Below are 17,776 nucleotides of genomic sequence, written 5' to 3' on the forward strand. Positions count from 1 at the left end.
TCATCCCCTTGGTCATCCCATGGGGACAGATCGCCGCTGGAGCTGCTGCCGCGGCGGTAGCGGCCGCTGGCACCGCCGTCGCGCAGGCGGGCGCTGGAACAAGCATCGGCATCGCCCGAGGTGCCTACAAAATCGGCCGGTTCATCGATCCCGATACCTCTTGGAAAGGCAACAACCCCCTCAAGAACGCCGCAAACCGCGCCAAGGTAGGGCAAGCGGTCAGCATGCTGCGGTTGCTGGTCAACGCATTGGCCCTGATCTGCGGAGGTGGATCGAACGTACCCTTGCCAGGACAACCTCCACAGCCCCCGCCTGGCGGCGGAGACCGTCCGGGCGGCGAAGGTCCTCCGGACGGCGCCAGTGTTCCTGAACTCATCAAACAGATAGATCAGGCCGTTCGCGCAGTTCAAGATCTGCGACAGGCCGAGGTCCTTGCCCGCGCGCTCACTGCAGCAGCCCGCCCGGACAGTGCTCCCACAATCGCTGGGAACATCGCCCAACTCGCTGAAGCGAGTAACAACGCGTCTCCAGTCGGCCTCGGTGTCCTGATCCCGGCACCGGTGTTCGCAGGCGACAAGCAGGACATCGATCAGTCCACCGGGCTGTCCGGGTCCGCGCCACTTCCCCCCGCGACGGCAGAACTCGAGGGGGCTTGCGCTCAAGGAGGGATGTACACGGGCAGCGGAGAACGAAGTGGCCGAATCTGGACCAACTCGAACTGTGGAACCTACGCCAACACATACGATGGTGATGGCGGAGGGATCGCCGATTTGAACGACGGTGTTCTGTCCTTCGCGATCGAAAAGGGCGAGGAACGCCGCGCGGCTCGGAGATGTTTGCCGAAGTTGTCGACCGCTTCGGGCTGGATGATATCAGCGCTATCCAAGCAAAATGGGTCCCCCGCGGTGCCGGGTAATCTAGACCCCTTTAACAGCCTGGTTTCGCAGGGCATGACACCTGAGCAGGCCGCAGCCCGGACTTTCACTGGTAAAATGGGTGGCTCGTTATGGATTTACCTCGGTGGCTGTCACTGCCAAATGTCGAAGTCATGTTCCGGAGGTGACATGTATGGATAAACTCTACGATGCGGTTCGTAAGATGCTGGTCGGTGGCGTCCCCCTGAATGATGATGTGGTGGAACGGCTCGGTCTCGATCCAGACTTTCGTATGACCGCATTCAATCTGCTTCATGTTCTCAAATCGGCCACAGGTATGTCGCTGCCCGATGGCTATCGAATCTTGGCCTGCTTCGATCGTGACATGAAACTAGCAGTGTCTCCGGACGATTTGAACGACGTGGGGCGTTCTGTCCTCGCTGGACTTTTTGCAGCTCGTCCCGATGGCGGTAAATCCTGACCTTCAGATCGTCGGCCATAAAGGATGTGCAGATCGGGCAGTTTACGTGGTGGGCTCGAGATCACTCGTCGCTTTGGTGAGAATGCGACGGCGTCGGATGGGAAGGAACTCCTGATAGAGATCGGTCGTTGTCGAGACGCCGTTCCACCAAGAGTTCCGTTCTCGCGCGATCGTGCTGCCGTGCGCAGTGGGGCAGGCACGGTTGCCAGTTCAAGGGGCGCATGGTCGCGGGAAGCCCGTTCGGATGGCAGTTGTTCCCTCGCATCCACTGCCGGAACCCCGCGTCGACTTCGCTGGTGTCGACTGGAACCTCGCCCCCTTTCACTGTTTCGTTGCAATCTCTCTGACGCAGTAGTGGCCGCTGAGGAACTCGCCGACCCTTCACCTTCGTAGCGCGGCATACCGTGTGCACTGTGCTGCCCTGAGTCGGCTTGGACGGTATTCTGAGGCTGTGATGCGGCACCGACAAGCTCTCTTGAGATTGCGACCAAGCGCGGGACTACGGGCAGCAGGCTAGCGCGCATCGGGTACTCACATTCGTGTGGCAACAAGAAAATGAAGGACAACGAGCGCTATATCACGCCAATCAAGGCCTGCGTCTCTTTCGAAAACTCGACAACAAGGTCGGCATAGCCATCATGCTCATCCACCTTGCGCGGTGTCACGCTCGGCTGGATAACTTCGATCTAGGTCGAAAAATCTGGACGGGAAGCCCTTCTTGCGAACCATTGGCTCGATAACCATGCCGGCACAGTTGACACATTGGAGATCCTCGCCTCTATCGATCATCGCGCCGGTCGGCATCTACAGGCCATCGACCAATACCGACAGGCTCTTGAGCTACGGAAAACCATTGGCGACACCTACCTTGAGGCTGACACACTTGAAAAACTTGGCTGCTCGTACTTTGCCCTCGGTGATTACGGCCAAGCGCGACGCATATGGCAGCTGGCGCTACAGTTTTACCGGCAGCAGGGACGTGAAGAGGATGTCGCTCGGGCTTGGCAATACCTCCCCAGAGTGAACTCTGCCCGAGCCATCTTGGATGAGTCTCCTTAGCACGCACTTCCTGGATCAAGACCGCGCTGCGCCTCACTCAGGAGGTCGTCATCGGAGGCTGGACCCCGGCGAAGGCCGCCGCACCGCGAGGCCTGGCGGGCTGCTGCTCGGCGTGCACGACCAGGCCGACGGGCGGCTGCGCTACGTCGGCAACGTCAGCACTGGCTTCACCCAACACACGCTCGACGACCTGCAGAACTTCCTGCACGAGCTGCCCGCGACTCCAGCCCGTTCGACGACCTCGTGCCCACCCTCTACGCACGCCGGGCCCGCTGGGTCCAGCCCCGGCTGGTCGGTGAGGTGGAGCATCATGTCCACTCCCGCGAGGGCATCCACATGCCAAGCCTCCGGTCAGCCGTCATCAACCTCGTCCAGCAGCAGATCCACGGCACCCAACGCCTTACGAAAACCCCGAAGGAGTACCAGCCGCATCCCGCTGGTTTAGCTCCGTTCCATAACGAGGCCCGCACGATGTCACCATCGTGCGGGCCTGTCATGATACGGCGATCGAACGCTGGCTTATTCGATTTTGGTCGCCTGACTCTGCAGTTCTGCGGCCACGCTATCCCAGTCCGGGCCGAAGCACAGCAGGTCGTTGGCCGCTTCCCGCAGCAAAGCCGCATCGCCCGGACGCTGCAAACACGCGAGCCGGTAAGCCAGGTTGCGAGCCCAGGCCGGAAGGGCCATCCAGTCCTCCGCCAAGACCGCCCGCAATGCCGCGAGAATGTCCTCCGAGTCGGCGAAGGTGATCAGCCCGACAAAGGTTCGAGTGGATTCGTTGATGGAACCCTGCGCAGGTTCACCGCGCGACACCATCAGCGCGCGCATCGCTTGGTCAAGGCTGGACATGATCAACCCTAGCTGTTGAGCCAGTAGGTGGAAACTCGGTACACGTTATCAGGAGTCTGGACCATCCGATAGCCGAGGTCGAAATCCCCGACCTGGACTCGACGCTCGAGCGGACCGGAGAATCCTTGGGTGCCGCTATGGGCATGATCCCACCGTTCGCCATGTGGCTGTAAGCGTCAGCGGCAATGCTCTTCTCGATCTCATCCGGCGTCAGACCGGTTCACACTGGGGTAGGTGGAGCAAATCTGGAGCACGCGCTCGTGCTGGACATGCGCTCATGCCACCTGCGCAGGTTCGAGCCCTAAGTGGGATCGACAAAGGTTGTGCACAGAGCTGCCAGGGGATTCATGATGGCTGCTTAATCATCGAGTCTTTCTATGGCGGTCCACCAGCTAAGAGCTGAGCGGCAGGCAGGCAGCGGGCACCGGTGATTTCGCCGATGCGGGGCGGGGGGCCGGGCTGTGAGGATGTGCGCCATGGCGATCGACCCTGATGGTGCCCGGCTTGCCCTACTCCAGGATGAGGACCCTGGTGGGCCGGTGGTGATGCTCAATCTGCTGCGGTTCGCCGAGGGCGGGTTTCAGTCCTACCAGGAGTACGCGCGGCAGGTGAGCGAGAAGTTCCTGCCGCGCTACGGGGCCAAGGTGCTCTACGCGGGCAGCGGGTCCACCGTGCTGGTCGCCGAGGACGGGCAGAGCTGGGACGCGGTGGTCATCGTCCGCTATCCCGATCGGGCGGCGTTTCAGAAGATGATCTCCGATCCGGAGTACCAGGGCGTGACGCACCTGCGCACCCAGGCGTTGACCGAAGCGGTGCTGCAGGCCACCACGCCCTGGACCTGAGTCGGTCAGCGCCAGAACGGCTGCCGGACGCGGAGCAGGCAGCCGGACCCGTCGGACTCGACCCGGTCGAACCACACCAACTCATCGACGACGTGCTGCTTGACGATCGACGTGTCGCGATGGGCACCGAGAACGGCGAGCACGGTGTCTCGGGCGCCGGTGCCCAGCAGGACGACCAGACGCAGGCCTTGCTCGCGGGCGGTCCACGCGTGCGTGCCCGTCGAGTGCCGGACGATCTTGGCAGTCAGCCTGGGGAACTGGTCAGCACCGTCGCCACCTGCCGGTGGCCGAGCGCGACGAGCACCTCGCGATAGCTGCCGAGGTCGGCGCCGAACGACCGGTCGGGGCCCGAACTGGCGCGATCGAACCGGTTTTCGATCACACCGAGCAACACCTCACTGAGCTGGCGTGTGTGCTCGATCGCGTCGGTCCCCGTCAGGTGCGGCGGGGTGTGGGTGAACGCCGCGGATCGCTGCAGACCGTCGCGGTGCCGCTGCCCGATTACGCACGTTCGCAGCGCGGCCACCATGCCCTGCAGGGCGAAGCGAGAAGCGCGACGAGATCCTCTCCTCGCCGACCCTGGCGGAGCGACCAAAGGGCGGCTGTCCGGCTTTTGTCACGTTTCTGGCTCACGATTACCCCTGTCCGGAGCCAAGCCGTCGCACCTACCATCGGTCGCGGTTCGGTAACGGATCGAAGGGGCGATGGCACTCGTGGCTGCTTATGAGTACGACGTGTTCATCAGCTACCGGCAGACCGGGTCACTTCCGGATTGGTTGTTCAACCACTTCTACCCGAATTTGCTCAACCTGCTGAACGACAACCTCGACTATCCGGTCAGCGTGTTCGTCGACAAGAACGTCCGCGGCGGGGTCGAATGGCCGCTGGAACTGGAATCGGCGTTGCTCAGGACCCGGATCCTGGTGCCGGTCTGCTCGGCCCAGTACTTCCAGTCGCGGTGGTGCCTCGCCGAGTGGGAGTCGATGGCCAGGCGGGAGGAGCTGCTGGGGCTGCGGTCGGCGGAACAGCCGCAGGGGTTGATCTACCCGGTGCTCTTCGCCGACTCGGAGACCTTCCCCGATTTCGCGCGGAACCGGCAGATGCGCAATCTCAAGCGGTGGAACTGCCCACATCCCTCCTTCCAGCAAACCGTGCGGTACGTGGAGTTCCACGACGAGTTGGCGAAGATCGCTATCGAGTTGACGGAGCTGATCCGCCGCGCACCCGAATGGCGGCCGGGCTGGCCGGTGGACCGGCCCGTGCCTGCACTGCTCCCGCCTACCCAGTTGCCGAGGTTGGGACGATGACCGGGACCGTCGTGACGTTCTACTCGTACAAGGGCGGGGTCGGACGCAGCTTCGCCCTGGCGAACGTGGCCGTGCTGCTGGCCCGGTGGGGGCACAGCGTGCTGTGCGTCGACTGGGACCTCGAAGCACCCGGTCTGCATGACTACTTCCGATCGTTCACCGCAGGTGAGCCCGAGACTGGTGTGCTGGACCTCGTCGACGATTTCCACGCTCGGACCACCAGGCCGCTCGACCGGATGGTCACTCCCACCACAATCGCGGGGAGGCTGGACATCCTGGCCGCGGGCAAGCAGGACTACGACTACGTGCGCAGGGTCCAGGAACTGGACTGGGAGCGGCTCTACGCGGCGGGGTTCGCCGACTACCTTGAGGACCGCCGGGCCGAGTGGACCGCCGGGTACGACTTCGTCCTGCTGGACAGCCGGACCGGGGTCTCCGACGTCGGCGGCATCTGCACCGCTCACCTGCCGGACCGGCTGGTGGTGCTCTACACGGCGAACGACCAGAGCGTGCGGGGCGCGGTGGATGTCGCCCGGCGCGCGGACGCCGCCCGCGACCGAATGCCCTACGACCGCCCGCAGCTCCCAGTACTCCCGGTCCTGTCCAGGTTCGACGGCCGCGAGGAGTACCAACGCGCCGAGGAGTGGCGGCGGACCTGTCTCGCCGAGACCAAGGAGCTGTTCGAGAACTGGCTGCATCAGTCCGTACCGCTGGAGACCATGGCCAGGCACCTCACCATCCCTTACGTCTCCTACTGGAGCTTCGGCGAGCAGCTGCCGGTGCGCGTCGAAGCCGAACCCGCCCCGGACCAGGTCAGCTATGCCCTGGAGACGCTCGCCGCGGTCGTCGCCCACGGCTACGACCGGACCGACCTTCTAGTCGAGGAGCGCGATGCCTACGTCATGGCCGCCGCGGAACCCCAGCGGGAGTTCAGCGTCGACGTGCGGGTGAGCACACCGCGTTCGGCGTTGCGCACCGCCAACGCGCTGCTCTCTGAGCTGCGCGGCTTGGGATTGCGCGCTGAGTTGTCGCTGTCCGGCGACCCGTCGCAGCTGTCGCGCGCCCACGATGACGCGCGGCACCTCTGCCTGGTGGTCGACGGTGAGGTAAGCCGCTGGCAATCGGCCGAGGTCGAGCTGTTTCTGCGGCGCACCCTGGGCACCGACCGCAGGCTGATCCCGGTGTTGACCGACGCGGCGAACCATAAGGCGCTGCCCGGTTACATCCGCAACCTCCGGCACCTGCGCCTCAGCCCGGCGGGGCCCGCGGTCGTCGCCCGGCGGCTGGCGGCCCAGCTTGACGACGCCGAAGCGTCCGAGATCGGCGAAACGCACCTCCGCGACCTGCTCTGGCAGCTCCGCAAGGCCAGGCTCCGGAACTTCCTGTGGCCCTTGGTCGACGACGACCTCCGCGCCCTCACCCACGCGATCATCCACCGCGACACCGGGCTGACCCACGCGCTGGCCGCGGATCTGGAGCTGACGATCACGCCGCGCGGGTCCGCGATCGCGCCGCAACGCTACGTCGAGATGCCAGTGGAGGTGCGGGCGACGGTCGACCGGGTCGACGCCCTCCTCGACGACCTGCCGAACCCCGTGGAATAGCCGCTCGAAGGGACGCCGAATGTCAGAACGTCTGGGACACAAGCACATCGCGTCGATACTGGCGCTGATGGTGCTCGGCCGGGAGGTCGCGAACCCGGAACTGCGGGACATCGTCGGTTTCCCCCTCGTCGGCGAGGAGCGCAGGACCCTGAACGACCTACAGCTGGTCACCAGCCGCAAGAGCGGGCGGGCGTACGCGCATGAGCTGACCGACCGCGGCTGGGCTTGGTGCGCCGAGGAACTGGACGCGCCCCCGCCCCCGCAGCCCCGCTCGCTCGGCGTCGCGCTCTACCTCGTCCTCGGCGCCCTCGGCCGGTATCTGCGCCGCGAGAAGCTGGCGCTGAGCGACGTGTTCACCCATGACGTCGACCTCACCCCGGAGGAGATCGAGATCAGGGTGCGGGCCGCGTACCGGAAGCTCGCCGCCGCGCCTCGGGACTGGGTCCGGCTCGTCGACCTCCGGTCGGAGCTCGACGGCGCGCCGCGAACCGCGGTGGACGACGTGTTGAAGGAGTTGAGCCGGACCCGGCAGGCGCACCTGGTGCCGGAGGCCAACCGCAAGGCGTTGGGGCCGGTGGACCACGAGGCGGCGCTGCGCGTTGGTGGCGAGGACAACCACATGATCGCGATCGAGGCGTCATGATCGAGCAAATGGCCGCGCTGGCGACGTTGCGCTTCGACTGGGCGGACACCCCCGACCACGTCTGGGTGGACTCGCCATACCACGTGGACGGCTTGCACGTGGAGGTGTCCGCCGCTCTCGACGCAGGCATCCGGGATGCCGCGGCCAGCGACGGTCCCAGCCCGATCGGCTTGGTTCTCCAAGGGCACAAGGGAGTCGGCAAGACTCACCTGCTCGGTCTGGTCCGCAGGCATGCTCACCGAGCGGAGGGGTACTTCTTCCTGGCCGACGTCACCGCTGGCGATGCGTTCTGGGAGAACACCGCCGAGGCCCTGCGCCGGGGCCTCACCCGGCCCGACGAGTCCGGCGCGCTCCAGCTGACGGTGTTCCTGCGGCGGCTGTGCGAGCGGACGGGAACCGACGCGGCAACGGCACGGGCGGTCACCGGCGACGCGGTGCTGACCAGATCCGCTCTGGACACCTTCGTGGCCCGGCTGCGCGTGCACGACCCGGCGGTCGGTAGGGAATGCGCCGACACACTCCGTGCCCTGGTCCTCTACGCCAGTGGCGACAGCGTGCACAATGACATAGGCGAGGACTACCTCGGTGGATTCGCCGAGTCCTCGCGCAACGAACGCCGGGCGTGGGGCATCGGCAGGCAGGCGAAGTCGGCGCTCTACCAGGTCAGCGACATCAGCAGGCTGCTCGCGCTCACCGGGCCGACAGTGATGGCGGTCGACCAGATCGACACGCTCGTGGCGCGCGCGTCCCTCCAGACCGGCCAATCCGGTGCCGACACCGCGGACCTCCTGGTCGCACAGATCGCCGATGGGCTGATGCGTCTGCGCGAGGTGACCCGCAGGACGCTGACGGCACTGGCCTGCCTGCCCCACACCTGGGGGCAGATCAGGGCCAAAGCGGCCGACACGGTCACCGACCGCTTCCGCGAATCCCTAATCCTGGACCGGATCGCCGATTCCGAGATCGGCCGGGCACTGGTTGCGAAACGGCTCGGTGTCGCGTACCGCAACATGGGATTCGCCCCGCCGCACCCGACCTGGCCGATCGCGCCGTCCGCGTTCGACGACGGCTGGGAGGAGTGCACCCCGCGCGAACTGCTGAAGCGGATCGGCGCGCACATCGACGGCTGCCTGCGGACGAGCGCGGTCCGGGAGTTGACGAGCTTCGGGGAGGGCGCGGTGCCTGCCGCCGCGCCTCCCCCGAGGCGACCACGGACACCGGAACCGGACCGGTTCGCCGCGCTGGACGCGCGGTTCGAGGAACTGCGCTCGGCCGCGGATACCAAAGCCGCGTTCGACCAGCGCACCGAGGACGAGGTGATGCCCGGACTGCTGTCAGCGGCACTGCGCTCGTTCGTCATCGAGGTCGGCAACGACAACATGGAGTGGGAGACGGTCGACCGAGGCGAAGCGGGGGTGCACGCCTGGATCAGACGCACCGTCGACGAAACCTCGGATCTGCAAGAGCAGTGGGCCTTCCGGGCGATCGCGGCACCGCACCACCTGGCCGTGCTGCACCGGCTGCGCAAGGCCAGGACCATCGTCGGGCTGCACTGCGGCGCCGCCAACCACCACCTCATCCTGATCCGCAACGGGAAGTGGTCGCCCGGTCCGAAGACGCAGTCGGAGCTGAAGGCGTTCGAGGCCGCGGGCGGCATGCGCACCAAGCTGGCCGAAGACGACGTGCGCACGTTCTGGGCGCTGCGGGAGATGATCGCGGGCGGCGGCAGCGAGTTCCACGAATGGCTGGTCGACCGGCGTCCCGCGAGCCGGTCAGGGCTGCTGTCGGCCGTCCTGGCCGACCCGGCGGCGCACCCCGCAGCCCTTCGGCCCGAGGCACTGTCCGACGAGTTCACCCTCGGCACCACCAAATCCGGCGAACCGGTGCGGATAGAGTTGGCCGGGTTGCGCAAGCACGCCGCCGTGTTCGCCGGGTCCGGGTCGGGCAAAACCGTCCTGTTGCGGCGGATGGTGGAGGAGTCAGCGTTGCGCGGAGTGTCAGCCGTCGTCTTGGACCCGAACAACGACTTGGCGCGTCTGGGCGACCCGTGGCCCAAGCCTCCGGACGCCTGGACACCCGACGACGCGAAGGCCGCCAAGCAGTACCTCGACGAGACTGATGTCGTGGTGTGGACGCCCGGACGGGCCTCGGGCAGACCGCTGTCGTTCTGGCCGCTGCCCGACTTCGCCGGGGTGCTCGACGACGAGGACGAGTTCGCCGCGGCCGTCGAGGTCGCGGTCGCCGCGCTGGTTCCGCAGGTCCAGCTCACCGGCGCCACGAGCAAGGCACGGCTCGGGCAGGCCGTGTTGCGGGAAGCGGTCACCCACTACGCCCGGCGGGGAGACCGGGACCTCGCTGGCTTCATCGACCTGCTGACCGACCTACCCGAAGGCGTGAGCACGCTCGACAACGGCGTGCGCATAGCCGCTGACCTGGCAGAGGAGCTGAAGGCCGCGGTCGTCAACGATCCCCTGTTCACGGGACAGGGCGAGCCGGTCGACCCCGGGCTGCTACTGACGCCCGCGCCGGGCAAGCGGGCCCGGATCTCGGTTATCAGCTTCATCGGCCTGCCATCGGAAGCGCAGCGGCAGAGCTTCGTCAACCAGCTGCAGATGGAACTGTTCGCCTGGGTCAAGCGGAATCCGGCGGGCGACCGGCCACTGCGCGGGCTGCTCGTCATGGACGAGGCGCAGACCCTCGCGCCGTCCGGCCAGCTGACCGCCAGCACGCGCAGCACCATCATCCTTGCGTCGCAAGCCCGCAAGTACGGGCTCGGACTGCTGTTCGCCACCCAGGCGCCGAAGGGCCTGCACAACCAGGTGGTGGGCAACGCCACCACGCAGATCTTCGGCAGGCTGAACAGCCCGGCGCAGATCGCGGCCGCCACCGAACTGGCCCGCGCGAAGGGTAGCCCCGTCACCGACATCGCGCGGTTGAAACGCGGCCAGTTCTACGCCTCCGGCGAGACGTTCGGCTTCCGCGCCATCACCACGCCCCTCTGCCTCACCCACCACCCGGCCAGCCCTCTGCGGGTCGAAGAGGTGATCGACCGCGCCCGCCGCAACCAGGACCCACCCTAGCCTGGGACTGAACGTCCGGCCCTGGCGCACTTTCGGTGATGGGTTAGCGGTGGAGGTCGAAGTCTGCGCGGCCGTACATCTGCCGTTTGAGCAGCTCGGCCAGGGCGAGAGGGATGGCGGCGGTCGGGTGCAGCGGAATATAGGTGACGCCGTGGAACGGGTGGGTAGTGACGGGGTGGGGGACGACGGCGGTGCCGAGGCCGCCTGCGACGAGGGGTGAGCAGGGTTGAGGTTTCGCCGACTTCGTGGCGAACTCGGGGGTGGTGCCTGCGTCGGTGAGCAGGCGGAGGACGGTGTCGTACATGGCGGAGCGGCGGCCAGCGGAGTGATCAGGCCGGTGTCGGCGAGGTCGGTGATCCGGATGCACTCCCTGGTGGCGAGGGCGTGGTCGGCGGGTACCGCGGCGATCAGGCGTTCGTGGCGCAGCGGGATGGGGTGAGGTTCGGTCGCCGACGGGTGGGCCGAGCAGGGCGAGGTCGATGGTGCCGTCGCGGAGGGCTTCGACCTGACCGGCTGCCAGCATGCCGCGCCGACTGGGCTGCGTCTATCAGGTGCGACGACAACGCTTCGGCACCACTGTCTTCGGTATCGGGCGGAGAATCGAGTCGTGGTCGAGCCCGGTACGTGGAACGAGGTCAACAGTGTGGTGGCTGGCCCCGTCGTGCAGGCGGGGCAGATTGGCCGCGTGGTTATGGTGTCCGGATCCCAGGCCGCATGCGTTCCGCGGCAACTGCCTGCTGCGGTGTCGGACTTTTGTGGGCGTGCCGCCGAGGTCGCCGCGCTTGACACGGCACTGGCGGATGGCGCGGGCGCGGTGTTGTTGGACGGGGTCGGCGGGGTCGGCAAGACCGCTTTGGCGGTGTGGTGGGCGCACCGGACGCAGGAAAGGTTCCCCGGTGGGACCCTTTTCGCGGATCTGCGCGGCTACGGTCCGGACGCCCCCGTGCCCGCCCGGGTGGTGTTGTCGAGATTCCTGCTGAGCCTGGGCGTCCGGGAGGACACGGTCCCCGGGGACGTGGACGCCCAAGAAGCCCTGTTCCGGTCGTTGACGGCGACTCGGCCGGTGCTGGTCGTGTTGGACAACGCGGAGTCGACCGCCCAGGTGCGTCCGGTGATGCCCGGATCGGCGGGCTCGTTCACCGTGGTAACGAGCCGCGGCGTGCTGTCCGGCCTGGTTGTGGCCGGTGTGGCACGGCGCATCCCGATGGAGGTGCTCGACCACGGCGACGCGGTGCGGCTGGTACGCGGGGTCGTAGGCGTCGAGCGGAGTGACGGCGACCCGGCCGGGGTGCGGGACCTGGCGGACGTGTGCGGCGGTCTGCCGCTGGCCGTGCGGGTCGCGGCCACCCGGTTGGCGCAGCGCCCGTTCCTGTCAGTAGCGGATGTGGTCGAGGAGATCCTCGACGAGCAGACCGGGACAAACGAGTGGTGGGGTCGGATGCGGTCGGTGTTCGACTTCTCGTACCGGCGGCTGTCGCCCGGGTCCGCGCGGGTGTTCCGGTTTCTCGGGCTGCACCCGGTGCCGGAGTTCGGGGTGGCAGCGGCGGCTGCGCTGACCGGTCTGGGGGCACGGGAGACCGCCAGAGTGCTGGACGGATTGGCGGACCAGCGGCTGGTCGAGCCGAACGGTCGGGGCCGGTACCGAATGCACGACCTGTTGCACGACTACGCGGCTCGCCGGGCGAGTCTGCACGAGACCGAGGCGGAACGGGGCGAATCCCTGAACCTTCTGCTGGGTTGGTACGCGGCCGTCGCCGACGCCGCCGACCGGTTGGTGTTCCCCGGAACCGTGCAGCTCCGGGCGGGGTCAGTCGGCGGGGGAACGGTTCCTCTCGACGGGCGGGCACAAGCCCTGGCATGGTTCGAGGCCGAGCGCCTGACACTGCCAGCCGCCCAGGAGACGGCGGCCAAGCTGGGGCTGCACGACGTGGTGATGTCGTTGGCCGCGACCTCACGCCACCTGTCCCTGGGCCCCCGGGGGCTGTGGCCCGACCGGTTGGCGGCCGAACGGCGCGGGCTCGCCGCGGCTCGGGCCTGCCACGACCGGGAGGCGGAGATGTTCCTGCTGGTGCGACGCGGTCACCTGCACCGAATGTTGGACGACCTCGACGCCGCCGACCAGGATTTCGCGGACGTGCTGCGGTTGGCGGGCGAGACCGGCAACCTGGAACGGCGCCGGGAGGCCGAGAACGGCCTGGGTTCCACCATGCGCGAGCGCGGCCGGTTCGCCGAGGCGTGGACGCACTACCAGACAGCGGCCGAGTTGGCGCGCCGGTCGGGGAACGCGTTGGCGGAGGCGGTAGCTGCGTGCAACCTCAGCCAGACGAGTTCGGAGATGGGCCGGTTCGAGCAGGCATTGACCTACGCCCACCAGGAACTGGCGCTACGTCGACGTGTGGACGACCCGGCGGGGGTGGCTTACGCCCTCCACGACGTCGCCGTCGCCCGGCAGGGGCTAGGCGAGCACGAGGTCGCGGCGGCGCTCTGCGAGGAGGTTATCGCGGCCTACCACGAACACGGCGGCACCGAGGCCGAACGCGCCGAAGCCCTGCAGACACTCGCGAGGTCGTTGACGTGCGCGGGGCAGCGGTCGCGGGCGTCCGCCCACCTGCTGGAAGCCGCCGGAGTCCTGGCGCGGCTCGGTGACCCCCGCGCGGAAACGGTGGCGCGCCAAGCCGCCGCGCTCGTACCGACGGTGAGAAGCTAGTGGGCCCTCCAGGCGCGAGGCCCACTAGAGTTCAGGTGGGGCGCACCCCGCAGGCCGGGCAGTCCGCCCTGGCCTCCGCCACGCCCAGGGAGAACGTGTCCTCCAGGGTGACCAGGTTGATCCCGTAGTCGCGGTTGACCGGGAACCCCGGCGCCCCGGTGACCAGCCGCATCACGGCGTGGGCTGCCAGGACACCCGCCATCCCGGCGGACACCGCCGTCGCGGCGTGCGATGCCCTAGCCGCGGGCCGGGGCAACGGGGTCGTCGGCGGTTCGGCGGCCAGCAGCTCCGCCGCGGCGGAGCGGGCGCATTCGTAACACGGCCCCACACCCGGCTGAAAGATGCCGACGTTGACTCGGGGACCGTGGTAGCCGCCATGCACCCAGGCGGTACTGGTGTCCAGACAGACCCGGTTGGTCCAGCTCCAGATGTCCGCGGGCCGGTCGGCGGCCATGAGCAGCACGTCGCACCCGACCGCGAGTCGCGCCAGCACCCCGGGCCCGTCGACGGTCAGGCGTTCGGAGGTGACCGTCACCTCTCGATTGTGTGACCGCAGCCGTTCTGCGGCGGCGTCGGCTTTCGGGCGTCCCACATCATCCTCGGTGTAAAGGACCTGCCGGTTGAGATTGGATAGCTCCACGACGTCCGGTTCCACCAAGTGCAGGGCGCCGACTCCGGACACGGCCAGCACCAGGGCGGCTGTGCAGCCGACCCCGCCGACGCCGACCACCGTGATCCGCGCTTGGCGCAGTGCGAGCTGCGCGTGCCACTGCGTGGCACGGGGCGTGAGGTCCATCCACCGCCACAACGCCTGCCCGCGGCTGTAGCGTTCCCGCTGGCGCGCGCTCAGTTCGGACGGTTCGACCGCTGCGGCATCTTCCAGGTAGCCCGCTCCCGCCAAGTCGGCGATCGCTCCGGCGACGTCGCGGACCGGCCTGCTGGGAAAGCGACGCCCCAGGTCAGCGGCCACCTGGTTCAAGGTCCGGCTGCCGTCCAAGAGTGTCAGCAGCTCCCACACCCAGCCGTCGGGGTCCGGGATCACCGAGCCCACACCGTGAATCCAACCGCCGATCTGCACCCGGTCGTCGCCGAGCCGGACCGGCAGGTGCTCGTACTTCACGCGCGGTCGAAACACGACCCGCACCGCCTTTCACCCGTTGTCCTGGTTTCGCGTGCTGAACGTCTTCTCCCGCTCGATCGGGATGAACACGATGACCACAGTCCCGCCCCCTCTACCGGCCGCCGGTGAGCGCGAACAACCGCGACAGCCACGGCAACCGCGTCGTGCCTGGTCATTCCCGCCTGTCTGTTCCCACTGTCGACTCATCACCCCCGCTTGACCGAGGGCGTGGCGGACGTCCGGACAGGGCAGGACAAAGGCGGACCGGGCCAACGTCAGCCGGTGCCGGGACCGACTTCTGTCCGGCTTTGTACGGGATCCCTGTCGAGCACTCCGACCGGAGCCCCGTCCGCGGGATTGTTGACTGGCGACTACGAAGGAGAGCCACCTGATGGGTCGATCAGAACCCCACCGCACGATCGCGACGCGGCTGTGCGCATATGGCGTGCACCTGCTCGCGGCGCTGTCGTTCCTATCCGAGCTGGATTCTTTATGGCACACCACATCACCGGCGGCGCTGATACTGTCGCTGGCGGGCGCAGCCGCTTGGCCGTGGGTGCCGCTCGTCTGCGGGCCCGCCGAGCACACGGCATCCTCTGCCAGGGAGGTGACTTGTGTCCGACCCCGCAAGTGTCGCCACTCGTGACGACTTCGCCCGCGAGCTCGTATCCCTCCGGGAGGAGTCTGGGCTCACGATCCGCGATCTCGCCGGTGCTATCGGGGTTCCGACCAGCACCCTGGGCGGATACTTCGCCGGGACCCACCTTCCGCGGCCGGGCAGCCGGACTTTCCGCGACCTGTTGCGGGCGTGCGGTGTGCCCGACGGGCAGTCCGCGCAGGTCTGGGACCTCGCGTTGCGCCGGGCCCGCAGGCCCGGTGGCGCGCCGCCCGCGGGCACGGGTGCGACGGTACGGCCCCCGCTGCCGATCGCGGTGTCGACCAGGGCACCCGTCGACCGGCTCGGACGCCAGCCACGCGTCCAGGGCCGGGCGGACCTGCTGGAGGTGTTGGTGGCTGCGCTGCGCCAGCCGCGCGGGCCGGTGCCGGAACCCGCGGTCCACGTGCTGCATGGACTTGGCGGCAGCGGCAAGACCACCGTGGCCTTAACGCTCGCGCGTCACGCGGAACGACACGGCGTGCGCGTGTGGTGGGTGAGTGCCGGGGACCCCGTGATCTTCACCGCGAGCGTGCAGGCGGTCGCGGTCGACCTCGGCATCGCCCCTGAACACCTCCACCTGGGCAGCCTTCCCGACCGGTTGTGGGCGCGCCTGGCGGAGTACCACAGCCCGTGGCTGCTGGTGTTCGACGAGGCGGACGACCCGTCCCGGTTGGCCCTGCCCGGCGGCGCGGTCTCCGACGGCAACGGCTGGCTACGGCCGGTGGGATCGGCGTGGGGCGCGGTTGTGGTGACCACCCGCAACGGTGGTGACCGGTACTGGTCGACGTCCGACACGCCGTGGTTCCGACTCCATCCGGTGGACCCACTGTCGACCGCCGACGGCGCGCGTGTCCTGCTCGAGCTGGCGGGAGACGCGGCGGGCGACTCCGCCGCGGCGCGGCGCCTGTCCGCCCGGCTCGGCGGACTGCCGCTCGCGCTGCGGCTAGCGGGCCGCTACCTCGGCGAGGTCGCGGCCATGCCGAGGGGGTGCACCAGTGCGGCCGACGTCGACGGGTTCGACGACTACGCCGCCGCCATGGACAAGGGGCGGCACCACGAGCTGCTCGGTGGGTCCGGCACCACGTCCGGAGAGCACCGCGAGGCGATCGGGCGGACCTGGGAGCTGTCGCTGGACCTGCTGGCGAACTCGGGCGCGCCGGAGGCGCGCCGCCTCCTGCGCCTGCTGTCGTGCCTGCGGCCCGCGCCTATCCCGGTCGACCTTCTGCGCGCCGACATCCTCGCCTCGTCGCCGCTGTTCCCCGGGCTGAGCGCGCGCAAGCTCTGGCACTCGGTCACCGAGCTGGTCAACGTCGGCTTGGCCGACCTCCAGCCCGCCGACGACGGCACCGGCGGGACAGTGGTCCTGCACCCCTTGGTGCGCGAGGCGTCCCGGCTGCAGGACGACATGGCGGGCGACGCCACGGCCTACGCGAGGCTCCTGGCCGCGCTGATGTCGTTCGCGGTGCGCGGCCTCGACCCGAAACACCCCTCGTCATGGGCGCGGTGGTCGGTGCTGGCGGTGCACTGCGCCGCGCCGCTCGACCTGTTCGCCGAACGGGAGCCCCGCCCGGTGGCCGACGCGACCACCCTGGTCGAACCGGTCCTCGCCGCGGCCCGCTATCTCCGCGCGGCGGGCCACCCGCACCGGGCCGCGGACGAGTGCGGTGCCGCCCAAGCCGCGGCCCGGCGGTTGCTGGAGCGCGACCACCCGGCCCTCGTGGCGCTGCGCCACGAGCAGGCCCGCAGCTGGTATGACGCCGGGCAGTACGAGCAGGCCAAGCGGCGGCTGCACGAGGTCTTGGAGCAACGCCGACGGGTGCTGGGCGAGGATCACCCCGACACCGCGACGACCATCCACTACCTGGGACGGGTACTGTTCGACAGCGGCCTGGTCGACCATGCGCGACGCTACTTCGCCGACGCGCTCGACACCCGTCGTCGGGTGCTCGGCGACCACCACCCGGACACTCTCACGAGCCTGAACAACATCGCCGCCGTGCACCTGGAACGGGGGCGGACGGCCGACGGCGACGCGGCGCGCCGGGAACTGGACGCCGCGGAGGAGCTGCTGACGCGGGTGCTGGCCGACCGACTCGCGGCACTTGGCGAGGACCATCCGGCCACCCTCGTCACCCATCACCACCTGTGCCGCCTGGCCCAGGCTCGTGGCGACCTCGACGAAGCCGAACACCGGGCGCGCCGCCTCGTGGACACCAGCGCCCGCGTCCTCGGGGCGGTCCACCGCCGCACGCTCGATGCCCGCCAGATGTGGGCCGACGTGCGACGCGCGCGCGGTGACCGGGCCGGAGCCGACGAGGCGACCAGGCAGGTCCTGGAGGCACGGGAACAGACACTCGGACCCGACCACCCGGCGACCCTGGCGTCCCGGCACAGCCTGGCCTTGACCATGCGCGACTCGGGCAAGGCAGGAGAGGCACGCGAACTCCTCCTCTCCGTCGTCGCGGACCGCGAGCGGGTGCTCGGCCCGCGGCACCACGCGACGCGACGCGCGGCCGCTGACTTGGCCGCGCTGCCGGACTCGGACTAGTGG

General features: G+C 68.5%; 16 protein-coding genes and 1 pseudogene. 12 read left to right on the forward strand and 5 right to left on the reverse strand.

The window, feature by feature from the left end:
• The first annotated feature begins 8 nt into the window (after nucleotides 1–8).
• From Actkin_RS10865 to Actkin_RS10875, 4 genes are all read left to right on the forward strand, one after another.
• Nucleotides 9–1,076 (forward strand): hypothetical protein, encoded by a 1,068-nt coding sequence (locus Actkin_RS10865; RefSeq protein ID WP_258906946.1) that lies wholly within the window; start codon nucleotides 9–11, stop codon nucleotides 1,074–1,076.
• Nucleotides 1,069–1,356 (forward strand): hypothetical protein, encoded by a 288-nt coding sequence (locus Actkin_RS10870; RefSeq protein WP_258906947.1) that lies wholly within the window; start codon nucleotides 1,069–1,071, stop codon nucleotides 1,354–1,356. The genes Actkin_RS10865 and Actkin_RS10870 overlap by 8 nt, the downstream gene beginning before the upstream one ends.
• Before the next feature lie 762 nt (nucleotides 1,357–2,118).
• Nucleotides 2,119–2,415 (forward strand): tetratricopeptide repeat protein, encoded by a 297-nt coding sequence (locus tag Actkin_RS32720; protein WP_396122955.1) that lies wholly within the window; start codon nucleotides 2,119–2,121, stop codon nucleotides 2,413–2,415.
• Nucleotides 2,402–2,860 carry an ATP dependent DNA ligase gene (locus tag Actkin_RS10875; RefSeq protein ID WP_258906948.1) on the forward strand — a complete coding sequence of 153 codons (459 nt, stop codon included), beginning with the start codon at nucleotides 2,402–2,404 and terminating at the stop codon, nucleotides 2,858–2,860. Before Actkin_RS32720 ends, Actkin_RS10875 begins: the two co-directional genes overlap by 14 nt.
• A gap of 74 nt (nucleotides 2,861–2,934) precedes the next feature.
• Here the strand turns inward: Actkin_RS10875 and Actkin_RS10880 are convergent, their stop codons facing one another.
• Nucleotides 2,935–3,264, reverse strand: coding sequence for a hypothetical protein (locus Actkin_RS10880; RefSeq protein ID WP_258906949.1), 330 nt, complete (start codon nucleotides 3,262–3,264; stop codon nucleotides 2,935–2,937).
• 476 nt (nucleotides 3,265–3,740) lie between these two features.
• Here Actkin_RS10880 and Actkin_RS10885 point away from each other — a divergent pair, with 476 nt between their 5' ends.
• Complete coding sequence (locus tag Actkin_RS10885; RefSeq protein ID WP_258906950.1) at nucleotides 3,741–4,106, forward strand: DUF1330 domain-containing protein; 366 nt, start codon at nucleotides 3,741–3,743, stop codon at nucleotides 4,104–4,106.
• Between the two features lie 5 nt (nucleotides 4,107–4,111).
• Here Actkin_RS10885 and Actkin_RS10890 read toward each other — a convergent pair whose 3' ends face one another.
• Both Actkin_RS10890 and Actkin_RS10895 read right to left on the reverse strand, forming a co-directional pair.
• A complete protein-coding gene (locus Actkin_RS10890) occupies nucleotides 4,112–4,249 on the reverse strand; it encodes a hypothetical protein (protein ID WP_258906951.1) in 138 nt (45 codons plus the stop codon).
• Between the two features lie 101 nt (nucleotides 4,250–4,350).
• Complete coding sequence (locus Actkin_RS10895) at nucleotides 4,351–4,635, reverse strand: hypothetical protein (protein ID WP_258906952.1); 285 nt, start codon at nucleotides 4,633–4,635, stop codon at nucleotides 4,351–4,353.
• Nucleotides 4,636–4,810: 175 nt separating this feature from the next.
• Between Actkin_RS10895 and Actkin_RS10900 the strand changes: the two genes are divergently transcribed.
• Genes Actkin_RS10900 through Actkin_RS10915 form a run of 4 tightly spaced genes read left to right on the forward strand, consistent with a single transcriptional unit; the run spans nucleotide 4,811 to nucleotide 10,740 of the window.
• Nucleotides 4,811–5,413, forward strand: coding sequence for a TIR domain-containing protein (locus Actkin_RS10900; protein WP_258906953.1), 603 nt, complete (start codon nucleotides 4,811–4,813; stop codon nucleotides 5,411–5,413).
• Complete coding sequence (locus Actkin_RS10905; RefSeq protein ID WP_258906954.1) at nucleotides 5,410–7,017, forward strand: tyrosine-protein kinase family protein; 1,608 nt, start codon at nucleotides 5,410–5,412, stop codon at nucleotides 7,015–7,017. The genes Actkin_RS10900 and Actkin_RS10905 overlap by 4 nt, the downstream gene beginning before the upstream one ends.
• A gap of 19 nt (nucleotides 7,018–7,036) precedes the next feature.
• The gene (locus Actkin_RS10910) at nucleotides 7,037–7,660 is read left to right on the forward strand and encodes a hypothetical protein (RefSeq protein WP_258906955.1); all 624 of its coding nucleotides are present in this window, start codon (nucleotides 7,037–7,039) and stop codon (nucleotides 7,658–7,660) included.
• Nucleotides 7,657–10,740, forward strand: a complete 3,084-nt coding sequence (locus Actkin_RS10915) for a helicase HerA domain-containing protein (protein WP_258906956.1) — start codon at nucleotides 7,657–7,659, stop codon at nucleotides 10,738–10,740. Before Actkin_RS10910 ends, Actkin_RS10915 begins: the two co-directional genes overlap by 4 nt.
• A 43-nt stretch (nucleotides 10,741–10,783) precedes the next feature.
• On the opposite strand, the gene Actkin_RS10920 is transcribed toward Actkin_RS10915, so the two are convergent.
• Nucleotides 10,784–11,044 carry a type 2 periplasmic-binding domain-containing protein gene (locus tag Actkin_RS10920; RefSeq protein WP_258906957.1) on the reverse strand — a complete coding sequence of 87 codons (261 nt, stop codon included), beginning with the start codon at nucleotides 11,042–11,044 and terminating at the stop codon, nucleotides 10,784–10,786.
• 438 nt (nucleotides 11,045–11,482) lie between these two features.
• Between Actkin_RS10920 and Actkin_RS10925 the strand changes: the two genes are divergently transcribed.
• Entirely contained in the window at nucleotides 11,483–13,447 is a 1,965-nt protein-coding gene (locus tag Actkin_RS10925) for a tetratricopeptide repeat protein (RefSeq protein ID WP_258906958.1), read from the forward strand.
• Nucleotides 13,448–13,478: 31 nt separating this feature from the next.
• On the opposite strand, the gene Actkin_RS10930 is transcribed toward Actkin_RS10925, so the two are convergent.
• Nucleotides 13,479–14,582, reverse strand: a complete 1,104-nt coding sequence (locus Actkin_RS10930; RefSeq protein WP_258906959.1) for a ThiF family adenylyltransferase — start codon at nucleotides 14,580–14,582, stop codon at nucleotides 13,479–13,481.
• Nucleotides 14,583–15,181: 599 nt separating this feature from the next.
• Here Actkin_RS10930 and Actkin_RS32725 point away from each other — a divergent pair.
• Together Actkin_RS32725 and Actkin_RS10935 are read left to right on the forward strand one after the other, a co-directional pair.
• Nucleotides 15,182–15,382 (forward strand): annotated as a pseudogene (locus tag Actkin_RS32725) (helix-turn-helix domain-containing protein); the annotation flags it as partial.
• Nucleotides 15,383–17,773, forward strand: coding sequence for a tetratricopeptide repeat protein (locus Actkin_RS10935; protein ID WP_396122982.1), 2,391 nt, complete (start codon nucleotides 15,383–15,385; stop codon nucleotides 17,771–17,773). It begins immediately after the preceding pseudogene.
• The last annotated feature ends 3 nt before the right edge of the window (nucleotides 17,774–17,776 follow it).

This window comes from Actinokineospora sp. UTMC 2448, from assembly GCF_024760565.1.
In the GTDB taxonomy this organism is placed as follows: Bacteria; Actinomycetota; Actinomycetes; order Mycobacteriales; family Pseudonocardiaceae; genus Actinokineospora; species Actinokineospora fastidiosa.